This window comes from uncultured Dysgonomonas sp. (genome assembly GCF_900079725.1).
In the GTDB taxonomy this organism is placed as follows: domain Bacteria; phylum Bacteroidota; class Bacteroidia; order Bacteroidales; family Dysgonomonadaceae; genus Dysgonomonas.
Map to the genome: position 1 here is coordinate 1,630,824 of NZ_LT599032.1, position 24,211 is coordinate 1,655,034.

General features: G+C 40.6%; 21 protein-coding genes. 11 read left to right on the forward strand and 10 right to left on the reverse strand.

The genetic code is table 11. The features are described 5' to 3' along the window. Nucleotides 1-322 precede the first annotated feature (322 nt). Together QZL88_RS07125 and QZL88_RS07130 are read left to right on the forward strand one after the other, a co-directional pair. Nucleotides 323-2,611, forward strand: coding sequence for a TonB-dependent receptor (locus QZL88_RS07125; RefSeq protein WP_296939549.1), 2,289 nt, complete (start codon nt 323-325; stop codon nt 2,609-2,611). Between the two features lie 181 nt (nt 2,612-2,792). Next, complete coding sequence (locus QZL88_RS07130) at nt 2,793-3,440, forward strand: LysE family transporter (protein WP_006798770.1); 648 nt, start codon at nt 2,793-2,795, stop codon at nt 3,438-3,440. Here the strand turns inward: QZL88_RS07130 and QZL88_RS07135 are convergent. Then, on the reverse strand, nt 3,437-4,822 hold the full coding sequence (locus QZL88_RS07135; RefSeq protein ID WP_296939552.1) for a DUF6056 family protein: 1,386 nt from the start codon (nt 4,820-4,822) through the stop codon (nt 3,437-3,439). The two genes, QZL88_RS07130 and QZL88_RS07135, sit on opposite strands and share 4 nt — an antisense overlap. A 248-nt stretch (nt 4,823-5,070) precedes the next feature. On the opposite strand from QZL88_RS07135, the gene QZL88_RS07140 reads away from it, so the two are divergent. Continuing rightward, entirely contained in the window at nt 5,071-6,051 is a 981-nt protein-coding gene (locus QZL88_RS07140) for a Gfo/Idh/MocA family oxidoreductase (RefSeq protein WP_296939554.1), read from the forward strand. Nucleotides 6,052-6,286: 235 nt separating this feature from the next. Here the strand turns inward: QZL88_RS07140 and QZL88_RS07145 are convergent, their stop codons facing one another. Both QZL88_RS07145 and QZL88_RS07150 read right to left on the reverse strand, forming a co-directional pair. Next, nucleotides 6,287-7,468, reverse strand: coding sequence for an MFS transporter (locus QZL88_RS07145; protein ID WP_296939558.1), 1,182 nt, complete (start codon nt 7,466-7,468; stop codon nt 6,287-6,289). Nucleotides 7,469-7,480: 12 nt separating this feature from the next. Continuing rightward, nucleotides 7,481-9,358, reverse strand: a complete 1,878-nt coding sequence (locus tag QZL88_RS07150; RefSeq protein WP_296939560.1) for an ABC-F family ATP-binding cassette domain-containing protein — start codon at nt 9,356-9,358, stop codon at nt 7,481-7,483. 502 nt (nt 9,359-9,860) lie between these two features. On the opposite strand from QZL88_RS07150, the gene QZL88_RS07155 reads away from it, so the two are divergent. After that, nucleotides 9,861-10,745, forward strand: coding sequence for a hypothetical protein (locus QZL88_RS07155; RefSeq protein ID WP_296939562.1), 885 nt, complete (start codon nt 9,861-9,863; stop codon nt 10,743-10,745). Here the strand turns inward: QZL88_RS07155 and QZL88_RS07160 are convergent. The 7 genes from QZL88_RS07160 to QZL88_RS07190 form a co-directional block, all read right to left on the reverse strand. Then, a complete protein-coding gene (locus QZL88_RS07160; RefSeq protein ID WP_296939564.1) occupies nt 10,730-11,422 on the reverse strand; it encodes an LrgB family protein in 693 nt (230 codons plus the stop codon). The genes QZL88_RS07155 and QZL88_RS07160 overlap by 16 nt on opposite strands. After that, complete coding sequence (locus QZL88_RS07165; RefSeq protein WP_296939566.1) at nt 11,419-11,766, reverse strand: CidA/LrgA family protein; 348 nt, start codon at nt 11,764-11,766, stop codon at nt 11,419-11,421. Before QZL88_RS07165 ends, QZL88_RS07160 begins: the two co-directional genes overlap by 4 nt. Before the next feature lie 87 nt (nt 11,767-11,853). Next, nucleotides 11,854-12,672, reverse strand: coding sequence for a UDP-2,3-diacylglucosamine diphosphatase (locus QZL88_RS07170; RefSeq protein WP_296939568.1), 819 nt, complete (start codon nt 12,670-12,672; stop codon nt 11,854-11,856). A gap of 10 nt (nt 12,673-12,682) precedes the next feature. Further along, nucleotides 12,683-12,997, reverse strand: coding sequence for an iron-sulfur cluster assembly protein (locus tag QZL88_RS07175; RefSeq protein WP_296939570.1), 315 nt, complete (start codon nt 12,995-12,997; stop codon nt 12,683-12,685). Between the two features lie 224 nt (nt 12,998-13,221). Beyond that, nucleotides 13,222-13,920, reverse strand: a complete 699-nt coding sequence (radC, locus tag QZL88_RS07180) for a DNA repair protein RadC (protein WP_296939572.1) — start codon at nt 13,918-13,920, stop codon at nt 13,222-13,224. A 483-nt stretch (nt 13,921-14,403) separates the two neighbouring features. Further along, nucleotides 14,404-14,970 (reverse strand): elongation factor P, encoded by a 567-nt coding sequence (gene efp / locus QZL88_RS07185; RefSeq protein ID WP_296939574.1) that lies wholly within the window; start codon nt 14,968-14,970, stop codon nt 14,404-14,406. A 56-nt stretch (nt 14,971-15,026) separates the two neighbouring features. Beyond that, nucleotides 15,027-17,168 (reverse strand): M3 family metallopeptidase, encoded by a 2,142-nt coding sequence (locus tag QZL88_RS07190; protein ID WP_296939576.1) that lies wholly within the window; start codon nt 17,166-17,168, stop codon nt 15,027-15,029. Nucleotides 17,169-17,401: 233 nt separating this feature from the next. On the opposite strand from QZL88_RS07190, the gene QZL88_RS07195 reads away from it, so the two are divergent. From QZL88_RS07195 to QZL88_RS07225, 7 genes are all read left to right on the forward strand, one after another. Continuing rightward, the gene (locus tag QZL88_RS07195; protein WP_296939578.1) at nt 17,402-17,803 is read left to right on the forward strand and encodes a hypothetical protein; all 402 of its coding nucleotides are present in this window, start codon (nt 17,402-17,404) and stop codon (nt 17,801-17,803) included. A 30-nt stretch (nt 17,804-17,833) separates the two neighbouring features. Continuing rightward, nucleotides 17,834-18,229, forward strand: a complete 396-nt coding sequence (locus tag QZL88_RS07200; protein ID WP_296939581.1) for a DUF805 domain-containing protein — start codon at nt 17,834-17,836, stop codon at nt 18,227-18,229. Nucleotides 18,230-18,245: 16 nt separating this feature from the next. After that, the gene (locus QZL88_RS07205; RefSeq protein ID WP_296939584.1) at nt 18,246-18,692 is read left to right on the forward strand and encodes a YhcH/YjgK/YiaL family protein; all 447 of its coding nucleotides are present in this window, start codon (nt 18,246-18,248) and stop codon (nt 18,690-18,692) included. Between the two features lie 74 nt (nt 18,693-18,766). Beyond that, entirely contained in the window at nt 18,767-20,773 is a 2,007-nt protein-coding gene (locus tag QZL88_RS07210; protein ID WP_296939587.1) for an alpha amylase C-terminal domain-containing protein, read from the forward strand. Nucleotides 20,774-20,956: 183 nt separating this feature from the next. Continuing rightward, complete coding sequence (locus QZL88_RS07215) at nt 20,957-21,931, forward strand: type I phosphomannose isomerase catalytic subunit (RefSeq protein ID WP_296939591.1); 975 nt, start codon at nt 20,957-20,959, stop codon at nt 21,929-21,931. Nucleotides 21,932-22,015: 84 nt separating this feature from the next. Further along, on the forward strand, nt 22,016-22,975 hold the full coding sequence (gene hemH / locus QZL88_RS07220; RefSeq protein WP_296939594.1) for a ferrochelatase: 960 nt from the start codon (nt 22,016-22,018) through the stop codon (nt 22,973-22,975). A 21-nt stretch (nt 22,976-22,996) separates the two neighbouring features. Further along, nucleotides 22,997-24,157, forward strand: coding sequence for a glycosyltransferase (locus tag QZL88_RS07225; RefSeq protein ID WP_296939597.1), 1,161 nt, complete (start codon nt 22,997-22,999; stop codon nt 24,155-24,157). Nucleotides 24,158-24,211 lie beyond the last annotated feature (54 nt).

Below are 24,211 nucleotides of genomic sequence, written 5' to 3' on the forward strand. Positions count from 1 at the left end.
TTTAATAATAATATTTCTGTGATTCAGGAAATATAATCCAGGATTGATACGACTCCGTATTCAATCCCAATCTTATATAAATATACATTCGGTTTGCCCTCGATTAAACTTCGGGACAGATTGAAATAAAGGTGTAAACAATAAACTGTTTACCCCTCATTTATAACATAGGGTTACAGAGCTATTTATTATCCTGTTCTGTTCAAATGGAATAAATAGCTAGCTTAAAAAATGTATTATCAATACTTTCCATCACTTATATCGACAATCTGTAACTGCATATTATTCATGCTTCCGGATTATCGATTCTAAATAATTCAATATGAAAAAGATTATACTTTTATCATTCTATATATTTTATGTTGTTGGGATTATAGCTCAACAGACAAACAGATCATCCCTCAAAGGCCATGTATTGGACGGACAGACTGATGAACACTTACCTGGTGTAACAATTTCAATAGAAGGCACTCAAATGGCTACAACAACAGACGAATCGGGACATTTCGCTTTAGAAAATATTCCGGCAGGAACATACATCATAGCCACACAGTATATTGGATACTCACCTCTGAAACAAGAAGTCACAATAGAGAGAAACTCTACCAAAAATGTTTCCCTTTATATAGAACCGGAAAACCAATTGCTCGGCGAAGTAATGATCACAGCTTCTGCCCGGAACCTCAACAGGCAGATGTCGCCAGTAGTAGTAAATCAACTGACAGCCAAAACATTTGAGGCTACAAACTCCAACTCTCTTTCGCAAGGGCTGAACTATATGCCCGGGCTAAGAGTAGAAACAAACTGCCAGAATTGCGGAACGCAGGAGGTAAGGATCAATGGCCTGGAAGGGCAATACTCTCAGATGTTAATCGACGGGCAGCCGGTATTCAGCTCATTATCTACGATGTATGGACTGGAACAATTACCTACTAATATGATAGAGCAGGTTGAAGTTGTACGCGGAGGAGGCTCGGTCCTATTTGGAGCTAATGCAATTGGCGGAGTTATAAATATTATAACCAAGGAACCCGAAAAAAATTCATATCAGGCAAAATATAATATGTCGCTCATCGATGGAAAATCGGTAGATAATATCCTCTCACTCAATTCATCTTTTGTAGACCGCTCCAAAAAATCAGGTATATCCCTGTTTGCAAATATGCGTAACCGCAACCCTTGGGACGCTAATGGAGACGGTTTTTCGGAAATAGGAAAGAACAGGGCTTCATCTATCGGTTTCCGCTCTTTCTCCAAACCCAATTTACATGATAAATTTACACTGGAGTATCATTATATTTCCGAATATCGTAGAGGCGGGGACAACATGAGCCGTCCGCCACATGAAGCACTGATTGCCGAAACAACTGATTACAGGATACATTCGGGTAGTGCCGGATACACTCATTTGAGCGAAGACAACAAAAAGAAGTTAACAGTCAACCTTTCGGCTCAAAAGACAGGCAGAGATAGTTACTATGGTGGTGGATACGACCCCGATGGTTATGGCAACACTTCGGAACTGGCATTAACAGGAACCGTCCGTTATGAAATAAATATGGATAAATTTCTTTTCATGCCAGCTAAGTTTACCGCCGGATTCACTCAGGAATATACAAACCTCCACGATACCATACATAGCCGCAATGTGAAGCAAATAAAAAATGTTAGTAGCCTGTACGTTCAGAATGAATGGAGAGACGACAACCTGACTTTTATTGTCGGGCTGCGAGGAGATAAACACAATAAGCTGGACAATATCAATATTATTCCCAGGAGTAGTATCCGTTACCGCATTGGAGAAAATACCAATTTGAGAGCAGCATATTCGATGGGATACCGCGCTCCGGAGATTATTGCGTCGGATCTGGACATACCCGTTATAGGTGGTAGCGCAACCATTACCCAACTGGGAGAAAATCTGAAAAGGGAATATTCAAATTCCGTAAACGGAGGTATCGATTTCAGCCTTTACAATGAAAAGATATACTCCTATTTTCTTCTGGAAGGGTTTTACACCAAAATAAACAGGGTATTCATTGTTGAAGAAACCGGAACTGATGCTGCCGGAAATACAATAATGACCCGGCGAAACGGTGATGGCGCATATGTATACGGATTGAATCTGGAAACAACTATACAACCAATAAACTGGCTCGAACTGCAAGGAGGCCTTACTTGGCAGAAAAGCCGGTATACAGAACCTGTAAGCTGGTCGAGCGAAGCATATGTAGCACCCGTAAAACGAATGCTGCGTTCACCCGATACATACGGATTTCTTTCTGCGACAGCGACTCCGAAGAAGAGTTATGCTGTATCCCTGTCAGGAGTATATACAGGTTCTATGCTGGCACCCCACTTTGCCGGGGCAGAAGGTGTAACAAGGGATGAAACTGTAAAAACAAAAAGTTTCTTTGATACGACCATCAAATTGTCATACTTTTTCAATATCAATTCAACAAATAAAATCGAGATCAACGGAGGAATACAGAACATGTTTAACCAAATACAGAAAGATTATGATAAAGGGCCCGACAGGGACTCAGAATATATCTATGGGCCGTCACTACCACGTACATTCTTTATCGGTCTGAAAATTAGTTCCATATAATTAACTAAGGCAAGCCGTTAGATTAAAAATGCTTAACGGCTTGCCTGCTTTTAGCCGTTTATGTGATATTTTCTAAGATTTTGATACTATCTTTGTGCTATAGCGCAGTCAGATCGGCGGAAACTATAGCTTTTCGTACATTACTTTACAAAGGTGAAACGGCTGTTATAAAAGGTAGTTAATGGTATATATCATTATAAAAGGTTTGTTTATCGGATTCTTATCTTCAGCTCCTATGGGGCCTGTGGGTATGCTTTGCATACAGCGCACCCTGAATGAAGGTAGGAAAAACGGTCTAATAACGGGTATAGGCGCTGTGGTAGGCGATATGCTGATAGCATTGTTGGCCATCGTTGCCGCTCTCGGATTGGGCTTCAGTACGGAATTTATTCAACAGCACGAAGGCCCGCTTAAAGTAGTCGGAAGTATTATCCTTATTGTTTTCGGATATATCGTATTTAATAAGAACCCATCGAAAAGCCTTACAAAATTAAAAGAGAAATCGGTTTCTACCTGGACAGTATTCATTTCGTCTCTTATCCTTACCGTTTCCAACATCGCCACTTTATTCCTTTATATAGCACTTTTTGCCCGGTTTAATGTTATTGATGCCGATAAACCATTCGGTTACGACCTGATAACAATACTATTTATCGGAATAGGTGCATTCCTGTGGTGGCTACTGGTTACTTATTTTGTAAATAAGTTGCGCAGCAGATTCAACCCCAGAGGATTACAGATATTTAATAAAATTATAGGTTTGTTACTTATCGGACTGGGTGTTGCAGGTATTGTTACCGGAACATTGATGGGTATAGACATCTTCTAATCGCGTCCTTTCAATCTGATCTTTATTCCATAATGGCGTGTCATTAGCTCTTCCGAAAATGGATCTTCGCCATGAATATATGTACTACCCTCATATCGTTCAAATTCACAGAAGGCAGCACCTTGCCGTTTAGCCAACTCTATCCTAACCTCCCTTTCTTTCATTATATTCCTGAAAATATTAATATCCTTCGCTGCCAGATAGAATGTAAAGATAAAGCTGATAAATCCTATTGCTATAATCGACAGGCGTATCTGCCGCAGGAATTTCTGGCTGAAATCGAGATTATAATATAAGATTCCCGCCCCGATAATGAGAAAAGTAACAACCCCGAATAATGCCCTTCGGGGAAAAGTAGGTGAAAACAACATAGCATATACCGCAGCTATAGCGGCTATAGAATAGATAATACTGAGTTTCAATTTATCCTTTCTCTCTCCTACAGGAAAACGGTAGTATAGTATATATATTACCAGACAACTCAAGATTAATGTGCCTGAATAAAAGAAAAACGTAAGTGTACAATTGAACAATCTGTAGGCAATAACAGGCAAGCCAAATGCAGACTCTCCTGCCCTCTCGAAATTACCGGGAGCAAGAATCATAACTGCATAACCAATAATAGCACCCAACAATCCTGCAATAGCCCAACCCGGTATTTTCCATGTATACGACCTGTAATAGATAAAGAAAAAGACTACAATAAGAATCATCGCACCTGCTGTATTCTCGTTGGTCCATCCGGCAATAATGCCAAGAAGAAAAAGCCCCGTTGGCGCCAGTATCTGTCCTGTAATATTTAGTCTGTTCCCCTTATAGAAACGGTATGGAATCAGGAATAAAAGAATAAGGAACGTACACCAAAGATAATTAGCCGAACCCGTAAGCCATAAAACCGTATCGCCAAATACAGGTTGCATAAACCAGATCGCTATATTTATGAATATGAACAATGATAAACTCCCCTTACCTCGTCCTGTAATATGAAAATAAATAAGAAAAACATAACCGAGATACACCAACGTATTCAATAAATCTGCAAAATAAGCTGGTAGCAGTAACAAAACCTGCGCTATAAAATGAGCAACACTGCGCCCTCCCCACTGATAATAATGATTGATCTGAGACCGGACAATATCTCCGACAGACGCAACACGTACGTTTTCTCCATAGATAAACAGGTAAGCAAAATCATCGGATATAAGCGGGGTAAGTATATTCAGAAAGAGTATGGACGAAAAGCATAAGAAAACCGTCAGAATCCAAAGGAGTGACCGTTTCAGTTTATTATCGCCTATCCTATCGATTACACCTTCTGTCTTAACATACAGACCTTTTACCGAAGTAAGGACACGTTCAAATGTATTTGATTGTATATTCATCCGTTACACGCTATATCTATGCAAAAGTAGTATAAAAAACAAAAGTTACAAGTTTTGTCGCTGGCATCATTAGCTCATCGCTAAGTAAAGACTTTTTCAAAGGATATGGTTTACTAATTGATTTACTTTCAGATAAAGAAGTATATATCCGGAATATTTCTTAAATTAGTACTCTATACTTTCAATGAAAAACTAAAAGCAGAGATAAATAAAGCCTCTGTTTCACAGGATGAAAAAACCGAATAATTATGGATAAAATAAAATGGGGTATAATTGGTGCGGGTGATGTATGTGAAAAGAAAAGCGGCCCTGCCCTTTACAAAATCGAACATTCTGAACTTGTCGCCGTAATGCGCCGGGATGAAGCCAAAGTAAAAGATTTTGCCGTCCGTCATGGTGTAGGTAAATACTATACGGATGCAGAGCAGTTAATAAATGACCCTGATGTGAACATGATATATGTAGCCACCCCGCCGGCATCGCATAAGGAATACGCCATCAAATCCCTAAAGGCGGGAAAACCTGTTTACGTGGAAAAACCGATGGCAATGAACTATACCGAATGTATGGAAATGGTGGATGCTGCTAAAAATGCAAAACAGAATCTATTCGTTGCTTACTATCGCCGGGCCTTACCCTATTTTCTGAAAGTGAAAGAATTAATAGACAATAACAAGATAGGAAAAATACTAACTGCCGAGGTAAAGTATTTCCGCCCTGCCAGTAAATCAGACATGGATACCCTGAATCAGACATGGCGTGTGAACAGAGAGATTGCAGGAGATGGCTATTTCTTCGATCTGGCCCCGCATACACTCGATATACTCGATTTTCTGTTGGGAGAGATAGAAGAAGCGAAAGGCTATACACAGACTCTAGGTGGCTATTATCCCGTTTCGGACACTATATCGGCGATTATGCAGTTCAAATCGGGAGTCACAGGCACAGGGCAATGGTGCTTCGTTTCATCTGAACAAGCCCGGCAGGATACAATCATTATCAACGGTACTGAAGGATATATCCGCTTCAATACATTCGACTTCCGTCCTATTTTCCTGACTACGGCAAAAGGAACCGAACTGTTCGAAACCGAACATCCCGAACATATCCAGCAACCGCTTATTCAAACCATTGTTGATGAACTGAGGGGTGTAGGAACTTGTCCCTCTACAGGAGTATCAGGTGCAAGGACATCAAGGGTGATGGATATGATAACCAGTCCGTCCTAACCTTCCCAAAGGGGAAAATATTAAAGAAAACCTTTATTATTGATTTACTCCTCCCCTTTGGGGCAGGACTGTTAAGTTCTCTACTTTGTTCTGTTATTTTCTGCTGTCATCCTGAGTGGAACGAAGGATCCCGACCCTGAGAAACGAGATGTTTCACTCCGTTCAACATGACACAGAGGGTATAAAAAATTAGAACTTAACAGCCCTGCCCTTTAGGGAGGCAAGACAGGGACTTTTATCTTAACCTATTCTTTTCGAACACAACTCGCGAGCATGTCCAGTATATAAGAACACTGAACAGGCATAACCCGGAAGCAACGAGATACAAGGTTTCGAATGAAAAGAAGCCTGTAATATATCCGCCTAATAACATGCCTATTGCCAGCCCCAGGTCGAACCCGATAAGATACGTAGAGTTGGCTGTTCCCCGCTGACTGTTTTCGGCAAGGTTAATATAGAGCGTTTGCAAAGCCGGAAACATCATACCGAAACCTACGCCGATAAACAACCCCGATATACAGAATGCATAAATATTGTGTATAGTGGCAAAAGCGAAGAATGCAATAGCCACAATGGCCATTGCCGACACATTTACCTCATGTATCTTACCCCTGTCTACGAGCTTGCCTGCGAATACCCGAGATGCGATGATACCACCCGCCCAAAACAGAAAGAAGATACCGGCGTTGAATATGCCTATCTGTTTCCCGTATTGTGCTACAAAAGGACCTATTGTACCCCAGGCAAAACACGGCAGCAACTGATTGAGAAATATAGGCCAGCCTTTCAGCAGGAAGAAACGGTCCATAGAAAGCTTTTGAGACTGCTCCACCTTAGGTCTTGCAGGCGCTTTAATCATCGCAGTGGCTACAATACCCAATGTCCCCATAGCAATAGCACACCAAAGTAATACCTGAAAACCCCAGTTATTGTATATATGTATGGCTACGAATGGCCCTATAGCCATTGCCACATTCATAAAAGTACCGTAATAGCCTATACCTTCGGCCCGCCGTTCAGTTGGTACTACATCTATCGCCAGTGTGCTGGACGATACAGTGGAAAGCCCCCATGTAATACCGTGCAGGAAACGCACAAGGATAAACAGCATGACTGTTGTAGCCCAGAAGTAACCGAAAAAGATAAGGACATAGCAGGAAAAGGCTACTAAAAGAACTTTCTTCCGGGAATACAAATCAACGATATAACCGGAGAATGGGCGTACAAACATAAGGGCAATGGCATACGATGCCAACACGATCCCTGTTTTAGATTGTGCAACTCCCATCTGCTCTGTTATGTAAAGAGGGATAGAAGGCATCAGTAAATTGAATGAGCAGGCCATCAGGAAGTTCGCAATACAAACATTCAGATAGCTTAACGACCATAGTTTCGGTTTCGCAATTTGAATTTCCATAACACATTAACGTTAGAGGAGGTCACTAAGTTCCATCCAGCGCATTGTTTTTTCATCTATCTCATCAATCAATTCGCTGATACGGTTCGATTTGGATAGCAATTCGTCAGTGGAAAGAGTACCGCTCGACAACTCATTTTCAAGTTTCTCTTTCTCCTCTTCCAGTTTCGGAATCAGGACATCGAGCTCTTCAAATTCCCGCTTCTCCTTGAATGATAGCTTCTTCTTATCATCATTTTTTGGTGATGCGATCTGAGGTTTATCTTCTTTTGGTTTTGCAGCCTGTTCTTTTTCCTTCTCAATGGCTTCCTGTATCTCTTTCCACTCCCTGTATTCGGTATAATTACCCGGGAAGTCTTTTATCTTTGCGTTCCCCTGAAAAGCAAGCAGGTGGTCTACCACTTTATCCATAAAATAACGGTCATGCGAAACCACTATCACGCAGCCTTTAAACTGTTGCAGGTATTCTTCCAATATATTGAGTGTAACGATATCCAGATCATTTGTAGGCTCGTCCAATACCAGAAAGTTAGGATTGGTTATCAGCACTGTACACAGATACAGACGGCGCTTCTCTCCTCCCGATAGTTTATAGACAAAATTATGTTGCTTTTCGGGTGGAAACAAGAAATGTTGCAGAAATTGAGATGCTGTCAGACGGTTGCCATTACCTAAATCGATAACCTCAGCTATATTTTGTATCACGTCCAGCACTTTCATTTGGTCATCAAACTTTAGTCCGTCCTGGCTGTAATAACCGAATTTCACCGTCTCGCCGATATCGAAGTTTCCTTTATCGGGAGCAACTTCCCCCATCAGCATCTTTATAAAAGTAGATTTCCCTGTCCCGTTATTACCTACAATTCCCAGTTTTTCGTAACGGGCAAATACATAATTGAAATCCTCTACAATTTTGATATCACCAAAAGCCTTATATACATGCTGCGCCTCAAATATCTTGTTACCGATATAGGAACCTTTCATTTGCAACTGTACATTTCCGGCATCACGCACCTGTTGTGCTTTTTTCTCCAGATCGTAGAATGCATCGATTCGCGATTTTGCCTTTGTCCCCCGTGCCTGCGGCTGGCGGCGCATCCATTCCAGTTCCTTGCGCATAAGGTTATTGGCACGGTCTATCTCCGAATTCTGCGCACTGATCCGTTCATCCCTTTTTTCGAGATAATAGGAATAATTTCCTTTATACTGGTAAAGTTGTTGCTGGTCTATCTCTATAATCTCGTTGCAAACCCGATCGAGGAAATAACGGTCGTGCGTAACCATCAACAGGCTAAGTCGCGAACGTTGAAGATATTCCTCCAGCCATTCCACCATATCCAAATCGAGGTGATTGGTTGGTTCATCCAGAATAATCAGGTCAGGTTCGGTAATCAGCACATTTGCAAGAGCTACCCGTTTGAGCTGCCCTCCCGATAATTCGGAGATTTTCTGTTCGAAATCCGTAATTTTGAGTTGTGCCAGAATTTGCTTCGCCCTATGTTCATAGTCCCATGCCTGCAATACATCCATCTTTTGAAGGATATTATCGAGATTAGAATGGTCTTTTGAATTTATTACTTTCTCGTATTCCGCAATTAAATCCGTTACCTCATTGCCGGAACTAAAACAGGCCTGTAGAACTGTCAGATTTTCGGGATATACAGGGTCTTGTTCAAGATAAGCTACCCGTATATCCCGCCGGAAGACAACCGCTCCGTTGTCGTACGATTCTTTACCTGTAAGTATATTAAGTAAGGTAGTTTTGCCCGAGCCATTTTTTGCAATAAGCCCTATGCGCTCACCCTCAGCAATGCCGAAAGATATTTCGCGAAACAGAACTAAGTCTCCAAAGCTTTTTGTGAGTCCGTCTACCTGTAAAATAGATGCCATAAGAATAATTTTGTGCAAAGGTAAGCAAAAAGAGAGAGTTTATAGTTTTTATCTTGGGATAGTGATAGTGTATTTATCGGGGAAAAGTTTATCTATATGATGCCGATAGAGTTCTTTGACAATTTGCATTCATATTTTATATCAAGAATTGAAAAAGGTAATACCTGAATAATATGTAACATCTGTTACTTTTGTTACTTTTTAATTTCACATAGTGGCTGGCCTTGTTTCTATCGCTTATGATGGAGACAGGATTACATAAACGGGAAACCATAAGAGTTGGGAAAAGTAACAATAAAGGATAGTAAAAAAGGTGTCAACTTTTAACAAAATCCTCTGTGTTATGAAAGGGATTATTTCACGAAAGACACAGATAAAAAATTATAGGAGAAAAGTTTATAAAAGGTGTTACTTTTGTTACCTTTTAAGAATGAACTTGAAAAAAGCATTTCTTCTTGCTAAAAATTCTATCTTTGTTCAACAACATATATAACACACATACATGAGTACACAGTTATCTATATCTTTTTTCGATATTTTCAAATATTGGGATACAATCACACAATACGTAAATCCACTAACCATAATATTATGGGCTATAACTGGTGGTGTCATCGGATTTATTATAGTATTAATAGCCGAACTTATCCTTCGTAAAAAGATATTAGTGCGTCGTCGCCACTGGACATTGAAATGGCTTTCTTACTTATACATGGCATTCTTGCCTCTTTTTGCAGGCTTCTGCTTTACTCAATGGTTTGCATTGCATAGCTGTGAAAGAGAGATAGTAAAGAATATTCCCACTTATCTGGGTGAGGCCAATTCTGCTTTCAACAAATATCTGAAAGACGAAGTAGAAAAGATCATCGACAAAAAGCATATGCAACTTACCGGTCACGATGTTATTGATAAAACGGCATCATACGCAGGCCAAACTGCAAGCTCCTTACTATCCGAAGTACAACCGTCTGATAGTAGCATAACGGCTAAAACTTCCGCCTTCCTTATGAGCAAGGTAATGGAAACAGATTTCGTTAAAGATCAGGCTGTAAAATATGTAGAGGGTGCTTTAGGCGAAAAAGTGCTGAATGATAAGGAACTGACCAATGATCTGCTAAATGTAAAAATCGAAAATATTCTCACCGACGGGGTACTGAATACCATTATAGAAAAGAAGGTTAAGAATATTTTCGGAGGTTTTAAGTTGAATATCCTGTTCATGTTTATACTGGGCTTGGCAGTACCAATAGCCGAGATAATACTGGCGCATTATCTGGAAAAGAAAAGATTGGCAGCTATTCCTCCTCCAATACCGGGAATATTGGACACACCTCCTCCTGTACCAACACAATCAGAAAAGGAGGAAACAAGTCAGGAGAATAATTGATGCACAATAGGAATCAGCAGGGCCGTCATAACCCCCATCAATCCAATAGCCAGACCACTGAGTGCACCTTCTATTACTCCCATCTCCATAGCTTTGGCCGTACCAACACCATGAGCAGAAGCACCCATTGCAAGTCCTTTCGCAACACTGCTTTTTATTCCCAGTACACGCAGTATAGGGGGACCAACGATACTGCCGAAGATACCACAAAACAATACGATAACAGCAGTAAGTGAGGCATTGCCGCCGGATTGCTCAGCTATACTCATAGCAATAGGCGTAGTTACCGACTTTGGTTCGAGGCTATGTATCAATACCTGATCCGCCCCTGTAAGTTTAGCCAGTATGATGACGCTCAGAATACCGACAACACTACCTATGAATACCGATGTAAGTATGGATACGACATTCCCTTTCAGGTAAGCAAGTTGTTCGTACAATACATATCCCAATGCTACCACTGAAGGCCCCAGCATAAAACTAACAAATTCGCTACCCTTCTCGAAGGTCTGATAACTAATACCCGATATCTCAAGAAAAGCAATAATAATGGCAATGGATATAATCAGTGGATGTAGCAATCCTATCTTCGTCTTCTTGAATACCCATTGTCCAAAAAGATAGCTCCCGAAAACAAGGAGGAGCATAAATTCCGTAGATTCAAATAATGCTCTCATTTTCTCTTCTTCTCCATTTGTTGTTGAATAACCGCCACTACGGCAATAACCAGAACTGTACTCACCGAACATACGATAAGAATCGACATCCAGAATTTACTGATCAGTCCGTAAGAGCCTAAAAGTCCCGCACCGGCCGGTATAAAAAATATAGCCATATTGCGGGTAAAGGCATTGGCGACATCTTTTACATAGTCGGGTTTAAGGGCTTTGAAGTAGAGACTGAGGAATAATAAAATCATTCCGATAATATTTCCGGGAACAAGTCCATTTATCAGATAACTAACACCTTGTCCGAGAAAATAGAACAGAAGAATGATAAAGATACCTTTTACCATTTTCATAACGATAACCTCCTAATTTAACTCGGGTACAAAGGTAGTATTAAGTTATAAGTTATGGGTATAAGTCATGAGTTTTTTGATAACTAATCAGCTTTCTTCCGGCTCTTCAAACACCTCCAATGAGAAATTCTCTCCATCGAAAACACCATAAGAGAAGTATTTAATCCAGTCACCCAATATTACAACCCGGCTTTGCATAGAGAGCATTAGGTCGAGCATAATATGACGATGTCCGAATACAAAGAAGTTGATATTAGGAGCTAACTTCAGATGACTTTTCGCAAAGAGCACCAGATGCTCCTTGTCTTCTCCGAAATAATCGGGCATCTCATCATTCTCACGATTATGATTAGACCACCATTGGGCAAACCCCACTGTCCACCGCGGATGAATGGCTGCATATAATTTTCGGCAAAACTTATTATGGAAAAAACCGCGCAATAGCTTAAATGAAGTAGAATTATCTCCTAATCCGTCGCCATGTGCAAGAAAGAATTTCTTACCATGAATATCCCTAATCAGGGGTTGGGTATGGACTATCATCCCGCACTCTTTTTGCAAGTAATCGGTTACCCATATATCATGATTGCCGATAAAGAAATGCACCTCGATACCCTTATCTGTCAGTTCGGAAATTTTTCCTAGAAAGCGGACAAAACCGCGGGGTACTACATTACGGTATTCGAACCAGTAATCAAATATATCACCAAGCAGATAAATAGTCTGGGCATCTTCTTTGACCATATCGAGCCATCGGCAGAGTTTTCTCTCCACCTCGTGCTGTGGAAAATAATGGTCATCGACTTTGACCGAAGGCAGGGTCATCTGCTGATGCTTATCCACATTCTTTTTGTGAAAAGCAGACCCTAAATGTACATCTGATAAGAAATAGACCTTTTTCCCCACCTTATCCTGTTTATAGAAACCCTAGTTCCAGTTTCGCTTCCTCACTCAGCATATCCTTATTCCACTGAGGCTCGAATGTCAGATTAACTATAACATTGTTCACTTCCTTGATAGACTCTACCTTATACCTCACATCTTCCAATATAAAGTCGGCTGCAGGACAATTAGGCGCAGTGAGCGTCATTGTAATAGTTACATTCTTATCGTCATCTACCTCCACCTCATAAATAAGGCCAAGATCGTATACATTAACTGGTATTTCGGGATCATAAACAGTTTTCAACATGTTTACGATTTTCACTTCCATATTTAACAATTCGCTCATATCTCTAATTTAAGGTCTCAGACCTATTTATTATTTCCGTATTCGAAGCTGCAATAGTTAGCATAACAATATAACATTGCATTCAATACATTCTTTTACTTACATTTGTTATAAACAATTTTACAGAATCATTAGTTTATAACCATTCCATATTACATTGCAAAGGTAATATTAAGTTACAAGTTATGAGTTATAAGTCGTGAGTTTTTTGAGTACCCAATACCTTACATCCTTCCTCTATCCATATAACTATAGTATGAGTGATCACAAACAATAATATGATCGAGAAGCCTCACATCCATTATCTGCCCTGCATCCTTCAACCGGCGGGTAATATTATCGTCATCGCCACTCGGATTAGAATTACCCGAAGGATGATTGTGACAAAGCACGATAGCCGATGCCAGCGAGTCTATCGCTTCTTTCATTATCATACGGATATCAACAACTGTACCGGTGACCCCGCCTTTACTGACTTGTATCTTCTTCAATACCTTATTAGCCCGGTTGAGCAATAGGACCCAAACCTCCTCGTGTTTCAGATCGGCCAATACAGGATGAAATATCTGATAGACCGTCTCACTTGATGTTATCTGTGGCTGTACAACAACCTCCGATAATTTTCTGCGCTTGCCCAGTTCCATTGCTGCAGCTATGGTTATCGCTTTGGCTTCCCCTATCCCATTGAAGTTTTTTATAAGGTCTTTTATCTCCTGCTTGCCTAATATATTCAGATTATTGGATACACTGTGGAGAATGCGTTGTGCCAGTTCGACTGCTGTCTCATTCTTATTCCCCGAACCAATAAGGATGCCCAGCAGTTCAGCATCAGATAGAGCTCCCACTCCCTTCAGAAGCATCTTTTCCCGAGGCCGGTCTTCCTCAGCCCAGTCCTTAATATTTAGTTTGATCTTGTTTTCCATAGTTTAGAAAGTAAAGTCGGCTTTAGGTTTATTAACTATATATAGTTAAAAAGTAACAAAGGTAACGGAAACTGATGAATAATTAAGAATGAGCAATTAATAATTATCTTGTCATGCTGAGCAGAGCGAAGCATCTCCTTCTTTAAAAGGTAACACATGTAACACTTTTCCATTTATGTAGGGGCTGGTCTTGTGCTTGCCCATTTACGATAAGTGGGCAGCTACAAGGGATTTCCCCTACATGAATCCAAAAAAAAGGTAACAACCAACGGTCACAGGAGCGAAGCGTATGTAAAAGTAACACGTTTTTAATAACCTCAATTGTTACCTTTTCTGATTAAAAGCTTTAGATACTGAATATGCCAAAGAACTACCAGCTTAAAAATAGTATAGATAAAGTTCCTTAACAAACTTACATTAAAACATATCGGGCCCTCTGTTATCATAAACAGAGGACCCGATATTATTCTTAATCTGAAAGATTCAGGCTTTCACACGTTCTACATACGCACCATCTTTCGTGCTGATTTTGATCTTATCACCTTCATTGATGAAAAGCGGCACACGCACCTCAGCACCTGTTTCCACCGTTGCGGGTTTCAATGTGTTTGTAGCTGTATCACCTTTCATTCCCGGCTCGGTATATGTTACTTCAAGGATAACATTAGTCGGCATCTCGGCTGTCAGTATCGCTTCTGTTTCTGCATGTACCTGTACCTCTACCTTGTCACCTTCTTTCAGAAACGCCACTCCTTCAATCATATCTCCTGCAATGGAAATCTGCTCGAAAGTCTCGGTATTCATGAAATTATATCCCATATCGTCCTGATAGAGATACTGATAAGGACGTCTTTCAATACGCACCTCATCCAATTTGATTCCGGCATTGAATGTCCTTTCCAGAACACGACCGGTAGTAACGCTACGCATTTTTGTACGGACAAAAGCTGCTCCTTTACCCGGTTTTACGTGAAGAAATTCAATAATAACATAGTATTGTCCGTCGATGTCGATGCACATACCATTTCTTATATCTGCTGTTGTTGCCATTAATTATATTTTATGTTTAGATTAAAAATTTCGAGTTGCAAAGATAATAAAACTCATTATTTTACAAAACCCCTGTTTTTTAATAAGTAAATAGGATTTGGTTCTGCCCCTCTGAAATTTTTGTATAGAGTCATTGGTTCATCTGTTCCGCCTTTCGACAATACATTTTCCCGGAACGATTTAGCTGTTGCCTGATCGAAGATATTACCCTTTTCCACAAACGCCTGGAACGCGTCCGAATCCAGCACTTCCGACCATAAGTAACTATAATATCCTGCAGAATAGCCACCACTGAATACATGTTGGAAATATGTACTTCTGTATCGAGGTATAATTTCCGGTATCAGTCCTATTTCAGCCATTGCATCAGCTTCAAACTTGTCTACATCGAGCTTCTCAACACCCTCTGTCTGCTTAGGGTTAAAGTTTGGAGTAGCGGTTATTGTATACCATTTCATATCCAGAATGGCCGCAGCTACAAGTTCTGTAGTTCTGAATCCCTGATTGAAGTATCCTGCATTTTGGATTTTCTGTATCAATTCGTCAGGAATCACTTTACCTGTTTCATAATGTTTTGCATACATTTTCAATACCTCCGGCTCAAAAGCCCAATGTTCCATCACCTGCGAAGGTAACTCCACGAAGTCCCGGTACACTGAAGTTCCCGAAAGCCCGTTATATGTACATTTAGACAAAAGCCCGTGCAATCCGTGACCAAATTCATGGAACATCGTTTCTACCTGATCTAAAGTAAGAAGAGCAGGTTTACCATCTGTCGGAGGATTATAGTTTCCTACATTGTATATCAATGGGTGAACAAATTCGCCCTTAAATACTTCCTGCTTGCGGAAACTACTCATCCATGCACCCGGACGTTTACCCTGACGCGCAAAGTCATCAAAGTATATCATACCTATAAGAGAACCGTCAGCGTCATTTACCTCGTATGCTTTTACGTCTTGCTGATAAACCGGCACATCCGTTTTTTGCTTGAATGTAATGCCATAAAGTTTGTTTGCCACAGCAAATACTCCTTCACGTACATTATCTGCTTTGAAGTATGGCTTCAATGCATCTTCATCCAAAGCATACTTCTCCTTACGAAGCTTTTCGGCATAATATGCCCAGTCCCAAGACTCGATCTTGATATCTTTTCCTTCTTTTTTAGCAATAGCCTGCAATTCTGTTGCTTCTTTCTTTGCTTGAGGCAATGCATATTTCCAGATACTGTTCAGCAAGTTCATCACATTATCCGGAGTCTTAGCCATCGTTTCTTCGAGCACGTAATCGGCATGAGTGTTATAACCAAGTACATTAGCTTTTTCGAGGCGAAGACTTACTATTTTCTTTATATTCTCTTTATTGTCGAACTCGTTATTATTGTCTCCCCGCATATACATGGCTTTGTACAATTTTTCACGCAGTTCGCGATTATCGGCATACTGTAGGAATGGCTCCCAGCTTGGCTTGCTCAGTCCGAACATCCATTTGCCTTCCATTCCTTTATCTTTAGCCATTTTGGCTGCTGCTGCGATTATATCTTCCGGTAATCCGGCGAGGTCTTCTTTTTTATCTATTACCAACTGATAATTATCCGTTTCTTTCAACAGATTCTGATTAAAACTTAAAGCCGTAGAACTTAATTCTTTATTTATCTCACGCAAACGATCCTGTTTAGACCCGTCAAGCAATATACCTGAACGAACAAAACCTTTATAGGTTTTATCCAGCAACATTTTCTGTTCAGTTGTCAGATTAGCCGGTGCCGCATCATATACAGTCTTTATACGGGCAAAAAGCTTTCCGTTAAAGTTGATATTATCATAATGTTCTGTCCGCTTAGGAGTAATCTCCTTTTCAATGCTTTGGTAAGTAGAATCGGACATTGTCCCTGTCATTACCGACAGCACTGCACCCACACTATTCAGCATCCTGCCCGATTCATCAAGAGCCACAATTGTGTTTTCGAAAGTCGGGGCATCCGGGTTGTTCACAATGGAATCTATTTCGGCATTGTGCCTTTTCATTCCTTCTTCGAAAGCAGGCAGGTAATGCTCTGCTTTTATCTTATCGAAAGGAGGCACACCATTAGGAGTATTAAATTCTGAAAAGAAAGGATTATCCGCATCCTTAGTACTTGTAGTATTACAAGAGTAAACCATAATTAAAAAACTAATAATAAACAGAAACTTCTTCATAAAGTAGTATTTATGTGAATGAATTGATTTTTAGCAAAAATAGGTAAAAATTACTATACACTAAAACTTATAGATAAATATGAACGTTTTGAGTAGCGAGAGCAGAAGCAAAATTTATTTTGATTATGCCGAGTCGCGATAAACGACTAATGTAATTGAAAGATAAAAATTGGGAATATTAACAGATAATCCGATTAAAATCCTTAAACTTGTAAGAATATTTTTTCAAAACCATGAATAAACTGTTTATGAAACAAGGTTTACTCTATATCATACTATTTATCGGTATCATTATATTTCCCCGGTGTACAGGAAGTGTCGACAGCCAATTGAAAAAATTGTCGGAGGAGGCAAATACCAAATGTCCGAGAATACTGGATCAGTGGACAAGACTGGACAGTTGCACCACTTTCCCGAACCAGACGATAAGGTATTACCATACACTGAGCGAAGTAACCATTACCGATACTACCCTTTTTAAATCGCAGTTACAGCCTCAAATAATAAGTTCGTTGAAAACAAATCCCGACATGAAGTTTTTCAGGGAAAATAATGTCACCATGCAATATGAATACAGGGATCAGACAGGTAAATATCTTTTCTCTGTAATAATAGAACCAAAAGAATATAAGTAATATAAAAACTTTCATAACACCTGGGTAATTATGGATAATCAACGCATGTTTCAAAACCCTTTCTCCATCAAAGGCCGTATACGCAGACTCGAATATGGCCTTAGCTACCTTATTTATCTTGCTTATTATTTCACTATTTCCGCCGTTATCGCCTTGTTAGATACATCCGGCGTATCAGAAGATATGTTTTGGATTCTTCTGTTTCCAATGCTTCCTGCCTATTGGTTTCTTATCGCTCAGGGAACCAAAAGATGCCATGACAGAGAGAATAGTGGATGGTACCAAATAATACCTTTTTATGCATTATGGATGCTTTTTGGAGCCAGTGACTATGGAGAGAACTATTATGGTCCCAATCCAAAAGGGGACGGTAATGAAGATATGGAAAAGATAATCGATGAAATAGGATTACAGGATCAGGAATAACAATAAAATAAATAATATGATACTAGACAATTTAAAAAATGCAGAGGCGTACTACAAACTCCACCCTTTGTTCAAAAAAGCGTTTGAATACCTGAAATCGGTTGATTTCGCCAACGTAGAAACAGGCAAAACAGAAATTGAAGGTAAGGATCTTTTCCTGATGGTCAGCGATAGCGATATGAAGACCGAAGAAGATGCCAAAATGGAAGTCCATAATAAATATATAGACATACAACTCCCTGTGAGCAAACCCGAGACATACGGATGGAAAGCCCGTGCGGAACTTAAAGAGGAGCGCGACGCGTTTAATGAAGAAAAAGACATCCAGTTCTTCTTCGACAAAGGTACGACTCTTGTTACGGCAGTGCCGGGCGATTTCACTGTTTTCTTCCCCGAAGACGGACATGCTCCCTGCATCGGCGAAGGGAAAATAAGAAAAGTTGTCGTAAAAATAAAGCTATAAACAATTATGAGTTATAAATTATGAATCAGCCATAATTATTAATTCTCAATTATTAATTCTTAATTAATAAGACCATGCTTAAACTGATAAAAAACGATCCGTGGTTAGAACCTTATGCGGAAGCAATAGAAGGACGATACGACTATGTGTTGAAAAGAGAAGCGGCTATAACCAATAATGGGAAAATAACCCTTTCCGATTTTGCATCGGGACATCTTTATTTCGGTTTGCATAAAACTGCCCGTATGTGGATATTCAGGGAATGGGCCCCGAATGCTACAGCCATATATATGGTAGGTGATTTCAACAACTGGCAGAAACAGGATGACTATAAACTCAACCGTAAAGATGGCGGTGAATGGGAGTTGAAACTGCCTTTGAGTAAAATAAAGCATGGCGACCTGTTCAAACTTATCATGTCTTGGGACGGTGGCGAAGCCGAAAGAATCCCGGCTTGGGCCACACGCGTTGTACAGGACGACCATACCAAAATATTCAGTGCACAGGTCTGGTTTCCCGAAGTTCCATATGAATTCAGGAAAAAAACATTTAAGCCAAAAACCGACCCATTGCTGATTTACGAATGCCATATAGGTATGGCGGCCGAATCGGAAAAGGTCAGCACGTACGAAGAGTTCAGGCTGAATATCCTTCCCCGCATTAAGGAAGATGGTTACAATACCATACAGATAATGGCCATTCAGGAGCATCCATACTACGGTTCGTTCGGATACCATGTCTCCAGTTTCTTCGCAGCATCCTCCCGCTTCGGCACTCCCGACGAGTTGAAACATCTGATTGACGACGCTCACACTATGGGTATCGCGGTTATTATGGATATTGTACATTCCCATGCCGTGAAAAATGAAGTGGAAGGCCTGGGACGTTTCGACGGATCATACTCCCAATACTTCCATGAAGGAGACAGGCGGGAACATCCGGCCTGGGATTCGCTGAATTTCAATTACAGTAAGGATGAAGTCATGCACTTCCTACTTTCGAACTGTAGATACTGGCTGGAAGAATACAAATTCGACGGATTCCGCTTCGATGGAGTAACCTCAATGTTATATTACAGCCACGGGCTAGGTGATAACTTCACCGATTATCAGGATTACTTCAATGGCAATGAGGATGGGGACGCGATCTGCTATCTCACCTTAGCCAATAAACTGATACATGAGGTAAACCCCAAAGCGATCACCATAGCCGAAGAGGTTAGCGGGATGCCCGGACTGGCAGCCAAGATCAAAGACGGCGGCTACGGATTCGATTACCGTATGGCGATGAATATACCCGACTACTGGATTAAAATAATCAAAGAACGCAAAGACGAAGACTGGCATCCGACAGGTATCTTCTGGGAATTGACCAACAGGCGTGAAGACGAAAAGACAATCTCATACGCCGAAAGCCACGACCAGGCTCTGGTGGGAGACAAAACAATTATTTTTAGGCTAATAGACGCAGATATGTACTGGTATATGTCGAAACATTACGGCAGTTCATATCAGACAGACAGAGGTATCGCCCTGCATAAGATAATCCGCCTTGTTACAGCATCGACTATTAATGGCGGCTATCTCAATTTCATGGGGAATGAATTCGGACACCCTGAATGGGTAGACTTCCCCCGTGAAGGCAACGGGTGGTCATACAAATACGCACGCAGGCAGTGGTGGCTGGCAGATAATCACGACCTTAAATATCACTATCTGGGCGACTTCGACAAAGCAATGCTCACTCTGATCAGTAGTATTAAAGGATTCCAGAAAACGCCTGTCATCAGATTGTGGGACAAGGACGAAGACCAAGTATTGGCCTTTATGCGCGAAGATTATATATTTGTATTCAACTTTAATCCGAGTCAATCATTTGTCGATTACGGATTTCTCGCACCTGAAGGAAAATACAAGGTAGTATTAGATACGGATTCGCCCGCCTTCGGAGGCAATGGGCTTACTGATGACTCTGTCGAGCATTTCACCGTTTCCGACGAATTGTATCACAAAGATGGTAAAGGCTGGCTGAAACTATATATACCGGCCAGGACTGCTTTTGTATTAAAGAAAATAAATTAAGGGATAAATAACTAACGGACTGGATAATGAAAATTACCGGTCCGTTTTTGTTCGGCACAGAACGATTTTTATCTTTTATAAACATTCGGGGCTGTTCGCTGTTCAATAGAAGAAACGAAACGCTGCGAAATAGACAAAGTTTGATTACTTTTGCATAAGAATTTTAATATAACGTGTAATAAGATGAATTTATATCCATTAAAGTTTAAACCCATCCTTAAATCCATTATCTGGGGTGGAGATGAAATATGTAAATTTAAAGGTGTGACACCTGAGCAGGACGGCATCGGCGAAAGCTGGGAGATATCCAGTGTAAAAGGCAACGTTTCTGTCGTAGCTAACGGAGAACTGGAAAATAAAGATCTGAGCGAAATAATAGATACTTACAAAGCTCAGTTGGTAGGGAAAAAGAATTTCGAGACTTTTGGCAACACATTCCCTTTGCTTATCAAATTTATTGATGCCCGCGACAATCTTTCCATACAAGTACATCCCGACGATGAACTGGCAAAGAAAAGACACGATTCGTTCGGTAAAACGGAAATGTGGTATGTTATAAACGCTACGCCATCAGCGTTCCTGTATTCAGGTTTCGAAAAACAAATGACTCCGGAATCATACGTTAAAAGCATCGAAGACAATACATTTGTTGACTCTTTGGCCAAACATGACGTAAAGGCAGGCGATGTATTCTTCCTTCCCGCAGGACGCGTGCATGCTATCGGTGCCGGAACATTCATTGCCGAGATACAGCAAACATCGAATATCACATACCGCATCTACGACTATAACCGTAAAGATGCAAACGGAAACGGACGCGAACTTCATACCGAACTGGCGAAGGATGCAATAGATTTTAAATTATACGATAATTATAAAAACTCCTATACAAGAGCGGAGAATCAACCTGTAAGATTGGAATCGTGCCGATACTTTACCACGAATCTGCTGGAGGTAACTAAAGATATTACCAGAGATTACAGTGATATCGACTCGTTTGTCGCTTACATCTGTATGGGGGGAGCTTGCGGTATCAAAGACGATAAAGGAAATGACCTGTCTGTAAAGCAAGGTGAAACAATCCTCATTCCGGCCGATACCAAAAGTGTTACAATCAGTCCGGAAGGCAATGTATTGCTTCTCGAAACGTATGTCTAAAGGCAATTGAAAATATAAAACAATAGGAATACCACATATTTTCAGACAAAACGGAAATCTGTGGTATTTGTATTTAAGGAAATTATGAAAGGAGTATTATTAGTAAACACAGGTAGCCCTAAAACATGTACCCGACCGGATGTGAAGTTCTTTATCAGGGCAATGCTTTCCGATCCGTACGTCATGACCGTGCCTGATTGGTTCCGTCCTATTCTGGTCAACGGGCTTATAATTCCTTTGAGACAATTCAGTTCCACCGCCCATTACAGGATGATCTGGGATCACACAAAGGAAGATTCGCCCCTGCTCGACCATGCTAAATCCCTGGCAAAAAAACTTGAAACCCTAACGGAAATGCCTGTCGAGGTGGCGATGAGATACGGGCAGCCCGATGTACAACTGGCACTGGAAAGGCTGATGGCTAAAAACAACAGGTTACATGAGGTTGTTGTATTACCATTATTTCCCCAGTATGCAGAATCTTCTTACAAAACGGTAGTTGATGAAGTAGGCAAAATATTTTTCAAACGGCCATACCCTTTCCGGTTGAGAGTAATAGAACCCTATTTCCGGCATCCGGCATATATATCAGCTCTGGCAAAAAGTATCAAACCATACATAGCAGAAGGTTTCGATAAACTGATATTCACATTCCATAGTCTGCCTCTCTCCCATGTAGAAGAGGGCTGGAAAAAAGGGAAAGAATTCGATTATGTTTATCAGACCAAAGAAACCGTCCGTCTCGTATTGAAAGATCTGGATATGGAAATGAAAAGGACCAGACAGGTATATCACTCGGCAATGGGCAAAAAATGGCTTGGTCCAAGCCTGGACGAAGTAATAGAAGAACAGGCCGCAGAAAAGGCAAAAAAACTGCTGGTAGTGGCGCCGGGTTTTGCTGCCGACAATCTGGAAACACTATACGACATCAATATAAAAGCAAAAGAACTCTTTATCGATAAAGGAGGGGCGCAATTAACATTTATCCCCTGCCTCAACAGTGAAGACTACTGGGTAGAAAGCGTTGCTAAAATAATTTCTTAGAATGAATACTCCCGAGGGCTAATGAAACGTATATTATTTTTCAATGACAGTCTTGTAATGGGCGGTACCGAGATACTGTTGGTCGACCTCCTCAATCACCTGGCGACTAAAGCTCGAATCACCCTTCTTTTACCGGAGCCATCCGATAAGGATGTATTGTTGCGTAAGGTATCTCCGGCTGTTTCTATAAAATATCTGTACCCGGATGGCCTCCCTCATTTTCAAAAAAAAATATGGGAAAATATAATGATTTTCTTCCCCCGAATGTTTGCCAGACAGAAAGGTATTTCCGAAAGTGAGTATGATGAAATTGTTTGTTTCAAGGAAACATTCTTCGCCCGCATTTTTGCAAAAATGAACATTCCTAAAATACTCTGGATACATAACATCGTTTATAAAAGAAAGTATGAAGCCAGATCTTTCAGGGAAAAAGTTTCTGTGTGGCTGAATAAAAAACAAATAAAACGAGTAGAACGGTCTTATAATAGCTTCGACAAAGTTATATGTGTGTCCGATGCTGCAAAGAACACTTATCTATCGGTCTTGCATGAAGGAAAGGCTCCAAAACAAGATATCAGCGTACTATATAACGCCATTGACCTGACCAAAGTAAAAGAAAAGGCGAAAGAACCAATCATTGATTTACCCCAAAGTGAAACCAACTTCATACTTATAACAAGAACCTCTCCTGAAAAACGGATCGACAGGCTTATCAACACCATTATACGGCTCAAAGATGAGGGCTACAAGTTCCATGTCTATATAATAGGCGATGGAATGGATAACCGGACAATGGGAGAAGAACTGACAGAAAAAGAAATAAATGGAATGGTCACTCTCAAAGGCCGGATAGACAATCCTTTTCCTTATATTCTGCAAAGCAAATGGTCTTTGTGTGTCTCGGAACGCGAGAGTTTTTCTCTCGTTCTGCTGGAATCGATGGCACTAAAGACTCCTGTGATAACAACCGACTGCGGAGGCCCGCGCGACATTGTGGATGGAGGCAAATACGGCATACTGGTCGACAATAGTGCAGAAGGTGTTTACAGGGGGATGAAATCAGTATTAGACAATCCCTCTCTTTCCCTTGAATACAGTGCGCATCTGGACGAAGCTGTATCAAGGTTCGATTATAAGGGATGGCTAAATAGTGTGGAAATACTACTTGCAGTTGAAGGATGAAGACAGCTGAATTTCAATATTATTTCGTAAATTTGCATCATATTTATCGCTCCT